Raw genomic sequence first — 16,368 nt, 5'->3', positions numbered from 1 at the left:
ACCTGGTTTTAGAAGGTAACATTAAGACCCACCGCATACGTGCGGGTTGTGGGGTAAGGATTCAGTTCAATACCTGCTTCAAGCGGACTGGCGCTGTTCTGCGTGGAGATGAAACCATTGGAACGGGGATTGGATGATATCATCTCCGGCGAGAAACCGCTGAACTGCTTTACGGTAAAGAGGTTCTGGGAGGTGAGATAGATCCGGACCTGTTGCATATTGATCCTTTCGAGCAAATCCTTCGGCAGCGCATATCCCAGCGTGATGTTATTCAGCCGGAAGAAGCTGCCGGATTCCATGAAATAGGTGGATGCGGGCATATTGGCTGCCAGTATCCTCGGGTCGGTGGATGAAGGCCGGTCTGCTTTCCAGCGGTTGTCTGCATAGGCCGCCTCTACGTTATCCGTGATCTCGTAACGGAAAGCCTTTTTGCCATTGTAGATGTGGTTGCCTGCATTGCCGTAAAAATCCAGGCTGAAGTCTACATTTTTATAATTCACACCGGCATTGATGCCGTAATAGAATTTGGGCTGATAGGACCCTGCAAATATCTTGTCTGCATTGGTGATCGCACCATCGCCATCCGCATCGCGGTAACGGAGGTCGCCGGGCCGGGCATCCGGCTGTATTCTTTCCCCGTCTTTATTCACATAGGCATCGATCTCCGCCTGATTGACGAAAACGCCCTGTGCGTCGAAAATATAAAAACTGCCGATAGGATGGCCACTGGCGGTTTGCGAAATATTTCCCTGCTGGCCTACACCGCCGCGGAACAGCGGTTGGCCCTGGTTGAGACCGGTCACTTCATTCTTGTTGAAGGTGAGGTTGCCGCCGAAAGTATAGTCCAGTTCGTCACTGATCTTATCTTTCCATTGCAGGGTAAATTCCCAGCCTTTGTTGGTGAATGAACCGGCATTGGTGATATACTCATTGTCCGGGTCACCGAGCAGGCCGGGGATGCGTACACCCACCAGCGCATCAATGGTTTGCTTGTTGTAATAATTGATCTCCCCCGTGAGCCGCTGTTTCAGGGTGGTGAACTCCAGCCCGATATCGTATTCTTCGGTGGTCTCCCATTTAAGATTGCGGTCTTTGATATCGGAAAGACTGGTGCCCAGGGTAGGCTGACCGCCGAAGAAATACAGCTGGCCGGTGTTGCCCGTGAGTATGTACAAATTGGATTCGATGTTGTCGTTACCAATGCGCCCCCAGCTGCCCCGCAGCTTCAGGAAGTCAAAGATCTCCTGCCCGCTGAAGAAATCTTCGCGGGACAGTACCCAGCCCACCCCGACTGCAGGGAAATAGCCGTTCCTGTTCTCCGAAGGGAAGCGGGAAGAGGCATCATTCCTGAAGGACGCGGTGAGCAGGTATTTATCCTTATAAGCATAATTCAACCGGGCCAGTATGGACGCGCGGGTATATTTATCACCTTCCGATGTGTTGGTGGAAGAATTGGGGTCTCCTGCAATAAGGTACCAGAGGTCTTCGCTCATGGGCACATTCCTCCGGGTGCCTTCAAGGTATTCGCCGGTAAACTGTTGTGCGGTATAACCGGCCAGCACGGTCAGATCGTGATCGCCGAAGCGCTGCCGGAACGTGGCCGTATTGTCCCATATCCAGTCCTGGTTCTGTTCCCGCACCAGCGTCAGCGTGCTTTCCGTCCGTTGCTGATTGCCGCCGGCCACCAGGAAAGTAGATTCGTTGTTCAGGAACTGGTAACCGTATCTCCGCCTGTTGTAAAAGCTCTGGTTAACGCTCATGCTGGAGCGCAGCCTGATGGATTTCCAGGGAGAATATTCCAGGTATGCCGTTCCCTGCAGGCGGTTCTCTTTGAGGCGGTCGTCATTTTTATCGATCGTCAATACGGGATTGCCCACATTGCCGAATGCAGCCGTATTGCCATATTTTCCGTTCTGCTGCACGGGTATGACCGGCGCAGCGCGATAGGTGTTGGTATAGATACCGGCCAGATCAACATACTGCGTTTTGGCCGTCATATAGGAGAACTGCGCCACGAACTTCAGGTTGTCCGCAATCCGGTATTCGTTGTTGGAGCGGATGGTAAAACGGTCGTATTTGTTCGTGTTCACGATGCCTTCATCCGTAAGAAAACCGGCGTTGAAATAATAGAGGAATTTTTCGCTGCCACCGGTGAGGGAAACGTTATGCGTTTGCTGAAAGCCTTTCCGCAGAATGGCATCGTACCAGTTAGTGGACACGTTGTACGGCGGAATGGTAACGTTGGGCGCCGCATCCTCCAGGTAATCCAGGTACTGTGTGGAGTTGGCCATCTTCACCAGATTGGCCACTTCCCGGAAGCCGGCGGTCATATTGTAGCTGACTTCCATTTTTCCTGTGCGACCGCTTTTAGTGGTGATGATCACCACGCCGTTTGCCGCCCGCACGCCGTAAATAGCAGCGGAGGATGCATCTTTCAGAATATCCATCGATACGATATCCGCGGTATTGATGTTGCGGATGTCGTTAGTCAGCACACCATCCACTACATACAACGGTTCTGCTCCCGCCAGCATACTGCCGGTGCCCCGCACGCGCACCAGCGGCTGCGAGCCGGGCGCTCCCGAGCTGATGATCTGCACACCCGCCACTTTGCCCTGAATACCCTGCGTAGCGGTATTCACCGGCTGTTTGGTGATCTCTTCGCCCCGCACACTGCCAATGGAACCGGTGAGATCACGTTTGCGCTGTGTGCCGTACCCTACCACCACTACCTGCTCAAGCTGGCTGGTGGAAGCGCTCATCACTACATCCACCGTTGTTTTCCCCTGCAGCGGTATTTCCTGCGGATCGTAACCGATGAAGGAAAAGATGAGGGTAACATTGGCATCCGGGGCGTTGAGGGTGAAAGACCCGTCCGGCTGCGACACCGTACCAATGCTGGTACCCTTCACCTGTATGGTCACACCGGGCAGCGGATTGCCTTCACTGTCTTTTACGCTGCCCTTGACGGGAACGGCTATATTAATTTCATGCAGCTGCATGGGCCTGATCACGTACAGCGCTTCATCGATCCTGCGGTATTCCAGTTGCAGGGGAGGCAATATTTCATCCAGCACGGCATCCAGCGAACGTTTTCCGGCGCTGAAGGAAGAGGGTACTGATTTACCTGCGATCAGGCGGCTGTTGTATGCAAAGCTGATCCTGTGCTGCTTGCCAAGCCTGTCCAGCGCGCTGCGCAGGGATGGCCCGGACGGTTCTTCCGCGGATGTTTCCATTTTTACCTGCCGGCCCGCAGCGTACACCGTCTCCTGCGCGGACAGGCCCAAAGGTAATAACAGGCAGATCGTGAAATAAACGCGTAGGTTTAGTTTCATAAGAACGTGTTTACGTGGTAATGAAATGGGAATGTATCAGTTCATGGCGCCGTTGTTCGTTTAGATCTTGTGTTCAGTTCAGATTTTGTTGTAACCGAGGTTTCCGTTTATATCCTGTTGCCTTTTATTCTACCGGTATCCGGGAGAAAACAAAGGTGTTGTTATCTTCTTTTCTCACCTGCAGGCCGAAGGCTTCTTTCAGTGCGGTGATCACCACCTGCAGGTTGGCTTCGGGCAGGGTAGCGCTGAAACGTTCACCGGCGAGGCCGGCATCTTCAAATACAATGTTCACGCCATACTGGTAGTACAGCCGTTGCGCCACGGTGTCCAGCCGGGTATCCTCAAAGCTCATGATGCCTTTCACCCATGAGGTGTACGGCTCCGGTTTTACCTCCCGCTGCCGGTACTCCTGCGCTTCCGCTTCAAACTCCACCAGCTCGCCGGGGCGCATCACCACTACTTTTTCACCCTGCCGCAGGGAAACCTTCCCGCTGTGCAGCACCACCTGTGTATTGCCGTTATAATTGTTCACATTAAAACTGGTGCCCAGCACATCAATATCCAGTGAACGGGAATGCACAGTGAATGGCACGGCTTTCCCCGGCTGATGGCGGATGGAGAAATAAGCCTCTCCTTCCAGCCATACTTCTCTTTTATCCCCGAACCGGCCTACACGCAGGCTGGAATGCGGCGCCAGCACTACCTCCGAGCTATCCGGCAGTACCAGGTTCCGTTTTTCTCCGTATTCACTGGCGTAGATGAATGTCGGTGCTTCTTTCCGAAAGAACCATACTGCAGCCAACGCCAGCACACCTGTGATTACGGCGGCAGCAAGAACGTACGGCCACTTCCGGCCGGACCGGTCTGCTGCTGCAGCGGGCTGCATCATTTCGTCCGACAGTACGGACCAGATACGGTCGTAACTTTCAACAGGCATTTCATCACGCGCATATTCGAGTGACAACAATATCCTGCGGGCTTCTTCCACCATCGGCTTTCTTTCCGGGTACTGCTGTTGCCACTGCGTCCAGAATGCTTCGTTCTCCCTGCCGGGGCGCAACACCCATTCCGCAAAATAATCGTCCGCCAGGAAGTCTTCCGGACCGTAATCCGCATAATCTTTCCATTCCATGTCAGGATCGGTAATTGAACCATATGTATAGAGGAGAAGAGGACAGGTTTTATCCCTCCGGAGGAGAAATATTTTTTTATTTCCACAGCAGCCAGCCCATGGCAAGCCACAAGGGAAAATCTACCAGCCGGTGGCGGAGTTTGTCAAAAGCCTTGTACATCATCTTATACACAGATCTTTGATGAATGTTCATAATGGCGGCAATCTCTTCAAAAGAAAGGTTCTCATAAAAGCGGAGGAACAGTACCTCTTTCATGCGGGGCGGCAGTTTATTGATCTCCGCGGCTACTTTTTCGCGGCGGGCCAGTGTGGCCTGATCGCTGATGAGGCGGGTTTCTGGGGATACAACAATATCAAAACAACTGTCTTCCGGCAGCGGCCCCTGCTGTTTCCGGGCTTCTGATGCAGCCCGAAGCAGGTCGCGCCGCAGGGCTTTCACAAGGTATGCTTTTACATTTTCCACGGCAGAGAGACGGGTGCGGTGGGTCAGGAGGTAAAGAAAAAGATTCTGGATGCAGTCTTCCACCAGTACACGGTCCGGATACAGCTTGCAGCCGTAGTTATACAGCTGTGGCGCATAACGGGCATATAACTGCCCGTAGGACGACTGGTTTCCTGTTAAAAATGCCTTCCAATGGGCGGCGTCTTCCTGGATCGATACTGCAAACATGGAAACTCAAAGATAGGAAAGCTTCACCGCTTTGCGGTCACCTTTCCCGGCTCCCTGCGCTCTGTGCCTTTTATCTTCCGGAGGTCATCTCCCAGCGCCTGACGATACTGATCGGCCAGGGCTTCCAGCGCTTTCACCACTTCGGGGAACTGCGCCTGTATATCCAGTGTTTCACCGGGATCGGAGCTGAGGTCGTAGAGGGCAAAAGGCACGTCTACATTCGGCTGCGGGCCGGGGAAACCGTCATAGCCCGGCAGGTTTTTCTTGTAGGTGCGCCCCTTATGCGGGAATACCAGTTTGTATTTTCCCTTGCGCACAGCTTCCAGGTTGTTGACGCCGTAGTAGTATGCGAAATGTTCGCGCGGAACGGCATCTTTTTCACCGCGCAGCAGTGCGCCGATATCCAGACCGTCTATTTTCTTTTCCGGCATGCTGGCGCCGCAAATGGTGGCAACGGTCGGCAATATGTCGATCGTGGAGGCTACTTTGTTGCTCACGGCACCCGCCGGGATCTTCCCCGGCCAGCGCATGATGCAGGGTACGCGCTGCCCGCCTTCCCAGCTGGTGCCTTTGCCTTCCCGCAATCCGGCCGTATTGCCGGCATGGTTGCCGTAGTTCAGCCAGGGGCCGTTGTCGCTCGTAAAGATTACCAGGGTGTTATCTTCCAGCCCCTGCTCCTTCAAGGTGCGCATCACTTCCCCGATGGAAGCATCCAGCTCCTCCATCAGATCCCCGAACAGTCCCGCGCCGCTTCGGCCGCGGAATTTTTCCGATACGGCAATGGGCACATGCGGCATGCTGTGCGCCAGGTATAAAAAGAAAGGGCCTTTTTTATGGTCGCGGATGAAACGGCATGCGCGTTGGGTGTAAAGGGAAGTGAGCTGCGACTGGTCTTCCAGCGTTTGAATGATCCGTTTTGTGGTATTGCCTTCTATCAGCGGCAGCGGCGGATATCTTCCGCGATGGTTGGCGGTGTCTTTTATCGGTTTCCCGTCATAATGCACCGGCCACATATCGTTGGAGTAAGGCAGTCCGAGATATTCATCAAACCCCTGCTGCAAGGGCAGAAAAGGCTCCGTGCTGCCCAGGTGCCATTTCCCTACCGCCGCGGTGCTGTATCCCCTTGCCTTCAGCAGTTCCGCAATGGTTTCCTCGTTGTTGTGCAGGGCGAAGGGAGACCGGGGGCTCAAGGCGCCGTGAATGCCGATGCGGTTTGGATAACAACCGGTGAGCAAGCCTGCGCGGGATGCGGAACACACGGCCTGCGCCGCGTAGAAATGCGTAAAGCGCATGCCCTGCGCCGCCAGCCCGTCAAGATGCGGGGTACGATAGGGGCCTCCGCCGTAACATACGGGATCGCCATATCCCATGTCGTCCATGAAAATGATGATCACATTGGGCGGGGTATCTTTTGCGGGAATGAAGCTGACAGACAGGATGACGGCTGTCAGCAGTGCGGCAGCAAGGAAACTTTTCTTCATACAGGTGGATTAAAAAGGCACTGCACGGTTTCATGTGCAGTGTTTTAAATATACAAAAGTTTATGGTCGTGTCAACCTGATCTTCAGGGATCAGGGCTATCACGGGTATTTCCACATCGGGTCTTACTGCAGGGAGACTAAGGTTCGGGAAACTCGGATATGACTATTACAGACGCCTGCCAGTTTTACTGCAGGAAACCTGAGGTTCAGGTCATTCTCCAGGAGGTCGCCGGATTTTAATCATGCTCTGCAGGGCGCTTTTCTAGTGTGCCGAACAAGACAAGCGCGGTAGCACTTGTAGTATTTTACCGGGGAGTATTGTTATTTGAACCCCTGAACATTGAGATTATACAACTGTCATTAACAAATGATTAACAAAAACAAATCGCATTTCCCCGTAACATTGTGCATGAATTTTCGTTTAGAAAGTCAGGTCTTTTGTCCATAAGCTTTTATAAGCTCCGCGCTTACACTCCAATTTGTGCTTTTTGATCCGGGCAGTCGCCATATGCACTATGGCGACTGCCTATTTTAAGCGGAGGAAGCGAAGGCGGATTTGTTAACAGGAGACTTCCGCAGCATTAAAAAATGACAGTTGTTTAACAACCGATTAACATTTAATTGTTTTTATCATTGTAACATTGTAGAGACAACGTACACCACAGGTTAACCATTGAACAACAGGCAACCATTATTATTCTATGCAATAATGGTTGCTGTTTTTTAACCCGGGGAGCACAGGTCGCAAAATAAAATTTCACTGAAACAGGGTTGCAGTATCGCACCCTAACTTTACCAGGATCTAACTTATTACATGCATGCTATCCCATTTTTTTATCCTTACCGGTGACAAATAAGACCTATATGTTTATGTTATAGAGGCGGCGAACATTGAAGTAAAAGACACAACAACACAGCAACCCAATAGTCATCAGGAACAGAGTGAACCCATTTCCAATTAGCTTAAACCCCCGTTGATCCAATGCCAAAGCGTTATTTTGAAAGACTACAGACCATCGACTACCTTATTCGAATCAGAGGCACCGGGAATCCTACCCAGCTGGCGAACCGTTTGGAGATATCCGAAAGGACTTTATATGAATTTCTCCGGATGATGAAAGATCTGGGCGCTCCTATCGAATACGACAGGTACAAGGAAACTTATTACTATGGAGAAAAAGGTGGATTCAATATCAAATTTTCGAAAAGCATGGTTGCATCTTCCCCCATGGTAATGATTTTCACAACCGTTTTCGCGCTCATGAGTTAGTGAATCCGATTGCATTGATATACCACCGGCCTGGTTAACAAATTTTTAACTCCATGATGATGGACAGTGGCTTACTTTGTCGCCTGTAAAACATGCTCAGGCAGCAAACAGTTATGTTACATCCGGACTATATCATGAAGCGATATAAAGCATTACCAGCTATCCATAAAGTGGTATCCCCAAAAAGTAACACTATACTTGAAAGTGAGCTTATTCCTCTTCCATAACGGAGGGGCAGGCAGGTTTCTTTTCAGATACCTGCCTTTTTTTTATACTATTGAATTAACGGCTTCGTAACATAGAAAATCGTGAGGACCGTTCCGCAAAAGATGCTTTTTCATAACGCGGTTTAGATTAGATGATCAATCTATGATGCGAATAAACACTGCAGGTTTCTTTTCAGTCACCTGCTTGCTTTTGTCTCACTATCACCCCTTTTTCCCGTTTTGATGTCGATAAAGCCTGTCCGGAAATACCTGTCCGCCCATCATCCCCCTTCCCAACTTTATAATGGGATTTTCTCAATTTGTTTCCCTTCTTTAACCGATGCTTTACAATTAGGCTTTTAGCCACTACATTTAATACAGGGAGGATAACATTTCCTCCGCCCTGAATCCTGAAAAGACATGACCAAGATGAAAAAGATGATCCTGGCGGCTTTGATAGCCATTGCCCATTCCACGTACGCCCAGCAGCAGGATGTTATGTTGCATTTCAAAACACCAGCGGACAATTACCTCGAAGCGTTGCCGCTGGGCAATGGCCGCATCGGCGGGCTCGTCACCGGGCATCCCTGGAACGACCGCATCATGCTGAACGAGATCTCTTTATGGTCAGGCGGCGTGCAGGATTCGGACAGCGATACGGCCTACCGCATCCTTCCGCTCATACAGGAACATCTGCTGAAAGGCCGCAACCGGGAAGCCCAGGAGCTGCTGCAACGTTATTTCATCTGCAAGGGCGCCGGTTCGGGCCATGGAAGAGGTGCCAATGCTCCATACGGGGCTTACCAGACGCTCGGCGACATATTCGTCCGCTGGCAGGATACCCTCAGCCCCTGGCATCACTACAAACGCACACTGGACCTGGAGACGGCAGTGGCTACCACCACCTGGCAGCGCAACGGCGTTACCTATACCCAGGAAGCCTGGGCCAACATCCCCTCCAATACACTGGCCATTAAATTCAGCGCCTCCCGCAAAGGGAAACTCTCCTTCACGCTCGCGCTCGCCCGGAAAGAACATGCCCGCGTTTCGGCGGCTCCCGGCCTGATCACCATGACCGGGCAACTGCCCAATGCGGCAAAACCGGGAATGCGCTTCGCTGCCGCCATGCAGGTGAAGACCAAAGGCGGGAAACAACGCGTTACAGATTCTACTATCGCGGTGACCGGCGCCCATGAATGCATATTGCTTTTTACGGCCGCAACGGACTATAACATATCAGATTTTGCAACGCGCGGGGAGGACCCGCTCCCTGCCGTACAACGAACGCTTGCCAACGCATCTGCCAAAACCTGGGCGCAGTTATACCGGGAGCATGCTGACAGCTACGGACCGCTCTTCAACCGCAGCCGCTTTTACCTGAACAGTACAGCTTCCGGACCGGATACCCTCAGCACACCCGAAAGGCTGGCGCGGTACTACGATCAGCAACCCGATCCCCAACTGCCGGTACTGTACTACAATTTCGGACGTTACCTGCTGATCGGCTCATCGCAGCCGGGCGGCCTTCCGGCCAACCTGCAGGGCTTATGGGCGCCGGAATACCAGACACCCTGGAACGGGGACTACCACATCAATATCAACCTTCAGATGAACTACTGGCTGGCGCCGCTGACGGGCCTCCCGGAACTGGCGGAACCGCTCTTCCGCTATACAAAAACACTCAGTGCTCCGGGAGTGAAAACGGCCAAAGCCTATTACAACGCACCGGGATGGGTAGCGCATGTGATCACCAATCCCTGGGGCTTCACCTCCCCCGGCGAGGGCGCGGGATGGGGTTCCACGCTCACAGGCGCCGCATGGCTCTGCGAACACCTCTGGGAGCATTTCCGGTTCACCCGCGATACGGCCTTCCTCAAAGCATACTACCCCGTCATGAAGGAGTCCGCCAGGTTCCTGCGCGCTATCCTGATCAGGGAACCGGAGCATGGATGGCTGGTGACAGCTCCCTCCAATTCACCGGAGCACAGCTTCAAAATGCCGGATGGCACAACCGCCAGCACCTGCATGGGACCTACCATGGACATGCAGATCTGCCGGGAGCTGTTCGGCGCCTGCATTGAAGCATCGAAGATACTGGGGACGGACGAAGGCTGGCGCAACGAGCTGGAAACAGTGCGCGCGCAGCTGGCACCCAACCAGGTAGGGGCCGCAGGTGATCTCAATGAATGGCTGCACGACTGGGAAGATACAGAACCGCATCACCGGCATGTCAACCACCTGTACGGCCTTCACCCGTATGATGAAATTACACCCTGGGGCACTCCGAAACTGGCCGCAGCCGCACGCGAAACACTGCGCCAACGTGGGGATGACGGCACCGGCTGGTCACTGGCCTGGAAGATCAACTTCCAGGCGCGCCTCGGCGATGGCGATCATGCACTGACCCTTATCCATAAACTGCTGCGGCCGGTTGACCCGAAGAAACCCGCTGGCGGCGGATCTTATCCCAACCTGTTCTGCGCGCACCCGCCTTTTCAGATCGATGGCAATTTCGGCGGCACGGCCGGGATTGCGGAGATGCTATTGCAGAGCCATGGCGGGGAACAAACGATCCGTTTGCTCCCTGCATTACCCTCAGATGCGGGATGGCAACAAGGCAGCGTCAGCGGATTGCGCGCCCGCGGCGCATTTACGGTAGATATGCAATGGGCAAAGGGTGCCATCGTGAACGCCTCCATCCATGCTGCCAAAGGCGGCTCCTGCAGCCTGCTGCTGCCGGCGGAAAAAACCGTGAAAGGTCCGGACGGGGAACTACTGGTACCTCGCAGTGCGGAAGTGCGGACGGTGGAATTTGAAACCAGGGCAAACGGGGTATATGTTATCGAATAACCGGGGCCTCAGGATGGATAAACGGCATAAAATCAGTAACTTGAATACAAACATTCGTTTGTATGGGTATTCTCAGAAAAGCCTGGCCACTCGTTACACTGCTGCTTTGCACGGTATTACCGCTCGCGGCGCAGGACAGCCTCCCGCCTTCCGCGAGTGTTATTTTCCGGGAAGACACGCTCCTGCTGCTGAAAAGCGCACCGCATAACCTGAGCGTTTCCGAACGCGCCGCACTGGTGTCCGGCCGCCTGCAGACGATATACAACCAACCGGATTTCAACGCGGATTCCCTGCTGCTGCAAAACGACAGCATCGGTTCCCGCATCGTGTACCGCGGGCAGGTGATACTGACCGTTACCGCGGATGATGCCAGCCATACCGATCTGGACCGCAAAGCCCTGGCCCAGAATTACCTGCTGACGATCCGCGACAAGCTCGGCACCCTGCAATCCTTTACCAGCCTTAAACAGGTGCTCATCTTCGTGGCCGAGGCGCTGGCCGTCCTCGCCGGTCTGGCGCTCATCATATGGCTGCTCAACCGCCTCTTCAGAAGGATCCGCTTCCGCTACGGCCGGAGAACATACAAACCCCTCATCATCAACGGATATACACTGCTGACCGGCGAAACGGTCAGAGGCCTGGTGCACCGGGCGCTCAGCCTCACCAGGATATTCCTCGTCCTAGTGATCATCTACCTGACACTGCCGCTGCTCTTCAGCATCTTTCCCTGGACGGAAAGGCTGGCCGAAAAACTGCTGGCCTATGTGCTGAATCCCCTGAAAAGCATCCTGAAAGGCATCATCAACTATATCCCCAACATGCTGACCATCCTGGTCATTTTTGTGTTTACGCGGTACATCATCAAAGGTGTCCGGTTCCTGGCGGGGGAAGTGGAAAGAGGGGTGCTGCAGATCAGGGGTTTTTATCCCGACTGGGCGCAGCCGACCTACAAGATCGTAAAATCGCTGCTGTATATTTTCATGTTCGTGGCCATATACCCCTACCTGCCCGGCTCCGGTTCGGGGGTATTCCAGGGCGTTTCCGTATTCCTCGGCCTGCTGATCTCCCTGGGATCGTCCTCTGCCATTGCCAATATGGTGGCCGGCGTGGTGATCACCTATATGCGGCCTTTCCGGATCGGGGAACGCATACAGGTAGGCGATGTATCCGGCGATGTGATCGAAAAAACACTGCTGGTTACCCGCCTGCGCACCATCAAGAATGAGGATATCACTATTCCGAATGCGGTGATCCTCAGCGGGAAGACCATCAATTATTCCACCTGTGCCGGGGAACGGGGCCTGATCCTCCATGCCTCCATATCCATCGGCTATGATGTGCCCTGGCGCACCGTTCACGAACTGCTGCTGAAAGCCGCCGCACAAACGGAAAACGTGCTGGCGGACCCCAAACCTTTCGTGCTGCAGACCGCGCTCGATGACTTTTATGTCTGTTATGAACTGAATGCCTATACGAACCACCCGGAGCAAATGGCCCTGCTCTACTCCCGCCTCTACCAGCATATCCTCGATGCATTCAACGAAGCAGGCGTGGAGATCATGTCCCCGCACTACCGCGCCGTAAGGGACGGCAACGGCAGTACCATTCCCAAAGGGGAGGGCGGATAAAGATTTCAGTCCTATCTTTGCCCCTGCACCCAACAATTGAACATGTTCCACTTCGGCCAGCGGCAGACACTGATCATCTCTATACTCATCATGCTCATCACAGCATGCCTGCTTGTATGGCGGCCGGATTACAACTTCTTTGACGGAGGATTGATCACGGCCATCCTGCTCACCATCTTCATCAAAAAAGATGCGGCTACCCGTTTCATGGGCATCGCCTGCACCATCCTGGTGATCGTGATCGCCTGCCTGCCGCATAAAAACCCGAATCTTGCCGAAGTTTTCATCGAGCACTTTTTTTCGCTGATCCTCGTGATCAGCTCTACCCTGCTGGTGCTGTTCCTCAAACGGCTGTACCGTACCATGCAGGAGCTGAACCAGGCGCTGGAAAAAGAAGTGGAAAAAAGGACCGCCAACCTGGAGCTGGCCCTCTCCCACCTGGCTTCTTCACAGGCGGAGCTGAAGGATGCGCTGGAAAAAGAAAAGGAACTGAGCGAGATCAAGTCGCGCTTCGTATCCATGGCCTCGCATGAATTCAGAACACCACTCAGCGCCATTCTTTCCTCTGCCGCGCTGATCGGCAAATATCCTGCTTCGGAAGATCAGCCCCGCCGCGAGAAACATGTGCAGAAGATCCGTGATTCCGTTATCCACCTGAATGAACTGCTGGAAGACTTCCTTTCCCTCGGCCGCATCGAGGAAGGCAAAATACAGGTGCATTACAGCAGCATCCTGTTGCATGAACTGGCCATGGAGATCGTGGATGAAGTACAGGGATTGCTGAAACCGGGCCAGGTCATTCATCATGAGATATCCCCCACGCTCAAAGCCGTATCAGACAAACGCCTGCTCAAACATATCTTCGTGAATCTGCTCACCAATGCCTCCAAGTTCTCCCCGGCGGATGCCGATATCACCTGGAAGATCTGGGAGAAAGATGAGCAGATACTGGCCACAGTGGAAGATAAAGGGATGGGCATTCCGGATGAGGACAAAGCCTACCTGTTCAGCAGCTTCTTCCGCGGCCGGAATGTGACCAACATACAGGGCACCGGGCTTGGTCTCCATATTGTAAAACGGTATGTGGACATGCTCCAGGGCACTATCAGCGTAGAAAGTAAACTGGGCAAAGGCACCAAAATATTCATCAGCTTTTCAAACATGTATATCAAATGACATCCACGATCCTGGTCATAGACGACCATCCGGACATCCGGGAAAATGTAGCCGAGATACTCACCCTCTCCGGATACCGCGCACTGGAAGCAGAAAACGGCAAACAGGCCGTAGAACTGGCGAAAGAACATATGCCTGACCTGATCGTCTGCGACATCATGATGCCGGAGCTGGATGGCTACGGCGTACTGCATATGCTGCGCAAATACCCGGAAACGGAACATATTCCCTTCATCTTCCTTACCGCGAAAACCGACCGGAGCGACTTCCGGAAAGGCATGGAAATGGGTGCGGACGACTATATCACCAAACCCTTTGAAGACGTGGAACTGCTGACCGCCGTGGAAACCCGGCTGAAAAAACAACAGCTGCTGCAGGAGAAGTTCGCGGCAGCGCCTTCCCAATCCATCGGCACCTTGCTGCAGGACTGGCAGGCGGCGGGTTTGCTGCAGCTGGACCTTGATTCTTATGACGTGATCCAGTTCGCCAAAAAACAATCCGTGTACCGCGAAGGCAAACATCCGCAGTTCCTCTACTATGTAAAAAGCGGCAAAGTAAAAGCCTACCGCCTGAATGATGATGGAAAGGAATACATTACCAACCTCTTCGGCCAGGGCGATTACTTCGGATATGTTCCCCTGCTGGAAGACAAGCCCTACGAAGAGAATGCGGAAGCCCTCGATCATACTGAACTGGTGCAGATACCCAAGGAAGTATTCCTGGAGCAATTGCTCAACGATATCAGCGTAGCCCGTACTTTCATCAAACGGATTGCCATGGAGGTGAAAGAGAAGGAAGACCGGTTGTTGCAACTGGCCTATGATTCCCTGCGCAAACGCGTGGCCAACGGCTTGCTGGCCATACATGACAAGCTGCACCTGGAACAGCAGCCTGATGCCCTCATCGAATTGTCCCGCGACGATATTGCCCGTTTCGTAGGCACCGCCACGGAATCCCTGATCCGCACGCTGAGCGACTTCAAAGCGGAGAAGCTCATAGAGATGCAGGGCACAAGGATACGGATCGTGCAGCCGGACCTGTTACGGAAGCTGTTGTATTAACGGGAACTGCCGGAGCAGGAACCCTATACCGCAAAGGCTGTGCATCGCGCCAACAAGCATTTGCCTGGCAGCTGCAACGATAAAAGAGAAGGGGCTGTATCACAAGATCGATACAGCCCCTTCTCTTTTATGATTCGAAATCGCTTTTATTCTCCCTTATCCGTACGGAACGGACTGACCGGCAAACCCGCCGTACTGAACAGGTTGCCAATGGCCGTGTTCGTGAATGCAAAGCGTACAGCCTCCGGCTGCTTCACACTTTTTGCCGATACAATGACGGTCTCCCCGTCAATTTTCACATCCGCAGGCACAAATACCTTGTCCGCCCCGGCAATGTAAAAATGGCTCGCTTTTTTGCCGCCCACTACCTTCAGGCCACCTTCCGCATGTTTGAAGTGAATGACGATCTTGTTACCATTTTTCTCCATGTGATCGTACATCGGGCTTTGCCAGGAGAGGCCGGACCGCTTGTAGTTTTCCGCCAGGGCCATGTTAGCCAGCCGCAAACCAACATCATGTTTGTTCTGCGGGTGGATGTTGGTGGTATCATCCACCAGGTCCGTGATCACGACCATCCCGGTGCGCGGAACGCCGAGCGTTGCTTCCTGCGCTTCACGGATCAGGGCGCCGTTGAGGTTATTGCCATAGCGGTATGGGGCGATCTGCACGAAATAGAACGGGAATTCACTGCCCCAGGCCTCACGCCACACGCCGATCATCCGGGAAAACAACTGCGTATAAGTGCTGCTGGTGCCTGCATTCGTTTCCCCCTGGTACCAGATGGCGCCGGCAATAGTGAATTTTGTGATGGGAGCGATCATGGCATTATACGTATAGCCGGGAAGGTGAGGCCTGCCGTTGCTGGTGCCGATCTTTTCCGCGGCGGCTTTCAGCACGGGATCTTTCTCCACTTCGGGAGCGGGCGTCCACACCTCGGCGGGCGTTCCGCCCCAGCTGGTATTGATAAGGCCGATCGGCACGTTCAGGTTCTTCCGGAGATTTTTTCCGAAGAAATACCCTACTGCGCTGAAGCTTCTCAGGCTGGCGGAGTCACAGGCTTTCCATGTACCCGGACAATCATCCTGCGGATGCAGGGATGTTGTGCGGGGGATCTGGAAGAGCCGGATGTTGTTGTCCGCGCTCACCGGCAATTCCGCGATGATATCTTTCAGCCCCATATTGGCGCTCCATTCCATATTGCTCTGTCCGCTGCATACCCATACTTCCCCGATCAGTACATTTTCCAGTTTCACCAGGCTGTTGCGGCCCTGCAGGGTAATGGTAAAAGGACCGGCGGCGGGAGGTGTTTTGATATTGATGCTCCAGGTGGCGTCTCTGGTGGTCACTACCGAATCGACCGTGTTGCTCCAGGGAAGATGCACTTTTATTTTCTCCGCAGGCGCGGCCCAGCCCCACAGGCGGACGGATGCGTTCTGCTGAAGCACCATATTGTCGGAGATCACGGAAGGAAGGCGTATCTGGCCGGAAGCCCAGGTGCAGCAGCATAGCAGCACCAGTGTAGTAAGGAAACGTGGCATGATGATGAAGATGTAATGATG

At 53.5% G+C, this 16,368-nt stretch carries 10 protein-coding genes; 5 read left to right on the top strand and 5 right to left on the bottom strand.

Going from position 1 to position 16,368, the window contains the following annotated elements; all coding sequences use genetic code 11:
* Positions 1–8: 8 nt before the first annotated feature.
* From FW415_RS07975 to FW415_RS07960, 4 genes are all read right to left on the bottom strand, one after another.
* Entirely contained in the window at positions 9–3,335 is a 3,327-nt protein-coding gene (locus tag FW415_RS07975; RefSeq protein WP_148383739.1) for a SusC/RagA family TonB-linked outer membrane protein, read from the bottom strand.
* 124 nt (positions 3,336–3,459) lie between these two features.
* Complete coding sequence (locus tag FW415_RS07970) at positions 3,460–4,467, bottom strand: FecR family protein (protein WP_148383738.1); 1,008 nt, start codon at positions 4,465–4,467, stop codon at positions 3,460–3,462.
* 76 nt (positions 4,468–4,543) lie between these two features.
* Positions 4,544–5,137, bottom strand: a complete 594-nt coding sequence (locus FW415_RS07965; protein WP_148383737.1) for an RNA polymerase sigma factor — start codon at positions 5,135–5,137, stop codon at positions 4,544–4,546.
* A 23-nt stretch (positions 5,138–5,160) separates the two neighbouring features.
* Positions 5,161–6,618: a sulfatase gene (locus FW415_RS07960; RefSeq protein WP_148383736.1), complete on the bottom strand. Its 1,458-nt coding sequence runs from the start codon at positions 6,616–6,618 to the stop codon at positions 5,161–5,163.
* A gap of 982 nt (positions 6,619–7,600) precedes the next feature.
* Between FW415_RS07960 and FW415_RS07955 the strand changes: the two genes are divergently transcribed.
* From FW415_RS07955 to FW415_RS07935, 5 genes are all read left to right on the top strand, one after another.
* The gene (locus FW415_RS07955; RefSeq protein WP_148383735.1) at positions 7,601–7,888 is read left to right on the top strand and encodes an HTH domain-containing protein; all 288 of its coding nucleotides are present in this window, start codon (positions 7,601–7,603) and stop codon (positions 7,886–7,888) included.
* Between the two features lie 635 nt (positions 7,889–8,523).
* Positions 8,524–10,944, top strand: a complete 2,421-nt coding sequence (locus FW415_RS07950) for a glycoside hydrolase N-terminal domain-containing protein (protein ID WP_148383734.1) — start codon at positions 8,524–8,526, stop codon at positions 10,942–10,944.
* A 62-nt stretch (positions 10,945–11,006) separates the two neighbouring features.
* Complete coding sequence (locus FW415_RS07945; protein WP_148383733.1) at positions 11,007–12,572, top strand: mechanosensitive ion channel family protein; 1,566 nt, start codon at positions 11,007–11,009, stop codon at positions 12,570–12,572.
* 42 nt (positions 12,573–12,614) lie between these two features.
* Entirely contained in the window at positions 12,615–13,748 is a 1,134-nt protein-coding gene (locus FW415_RS07940) for a sensor histidine kinase KdpD (protein WP_148383732.1), read from the top strand.
* Positions 13,745–14,809: a response regulator gene (locus tag FW415_RS07935; RefSeq protein ID WP_148383731.1), complete on the top strand. Its 1,065-nt coding sequence runs from the start codon at positions 13,745–13,747 to the stop codon at positions 14,807–14,809. The genes FW415_RS07940 and FW415_RS07935 overlap by 4 nt, the downstream gene beginning before the upstream one ends.
* Before the next feature lie 146 nt (positions 14,810–14,955).
* On the opposite strand, the gene FW415_RS07930 is transcribed toward FW415_RS07935, so the two are convergent.
* Positions 14,956–16,347: a sialate O-acetylesterase gene (locus FW415_RS07930; protein WP_148383730.1), complete on the bottom strand. Its 1,392-nt coding sequence runs from the start codon at positions 16,345–16,347 to the stop codon at positions 14,956–14,958.
* Positions 16,348–16,368 lie beyond the last annotated feature (21 nt).

The sequence above is a fragment of the Chitinophaga sp. XS-30 genome (assembly GCF_008086345.1).
Classification (GTDB): Bacteria; Bacteroidota; Bacteroidia; order Chitinophagales; family Chitinophagaceae; genus Chitinophaga.
This window is presented reverse-complemented; position numbering and strand designations above follow the sequence as displayed.

Bases quoted from the DNA above. Each gene is read 5' to 3' on its own strand.
- FW415_RS07930 (WP_148383730.1), bottom strand. From the start codon at position 16,347: ATGCCACGTTTCCTTACTACACTGGTGCTGCTATGCTGCTGCACCTGG.
- FW415_RS07940 (WP_148383732.1), top strand. From the start codon at position 12,615: ATGTTCCACTTCGGCCAGCGGCAGACACTGATCATCTCTATACTCATC.
- FW415_RS07975 (WP_148383739.1), bottom strand. From the start codon at position 3,335: ATGAAACTAAACCTACGCGTTTATTTCACGATCTGCCTGTTATTACCT.
- FW415_RS07955 (WP_148383735.1), top strand. From the start codon at position 7,601: ATGCCAAAGCGTTATTTTGAAAGACTACAGACCATCGACTACCTTATT.
- FW415_RS07950 (WP_148383734.1), top strand. From the start codon at position 8,524: ATGAAAAAGATGATCCTGGCGGCTTTGATAGCCATTGCCCATTCCACG.
- FW415_RS07965 (WP_148383737.1), bottom strand. From the start codon at position 5,137: ATGTTTGCAGTATCGATCCAGGAAGACGCCGCCCATTGGAAGGCATTT.
- FW415_RS07945 (WP_148383733.1), top strand. From the start codon at position 11,007: ATGGGTATTCTCAGAAAAGCCTGGCCACTCGTTACACTGCTGCTTTGC.
- FW415_RS07935 (WP_148383731.1), top strand. From the start codon at position 13,745: ATGACATCCACGATCCTGGTCATAGACGACCATCCGGACATCCGGGAA.
- FW415_RS07970 (WP_148383738.1), bottom strand. From the start codon at position 4,467: ATGGAATGGAAAGATTATGCGGATTACGGTCCGGAAGACTTCCTGGCG.
- FW415_RS07960 (WP_148383736.1), bottom strand. From the start codon at position 6,618: ATGAAGAAAAGTTTCCTTGCTGCCGCACTGCTGACAGCCGTCATCCTG.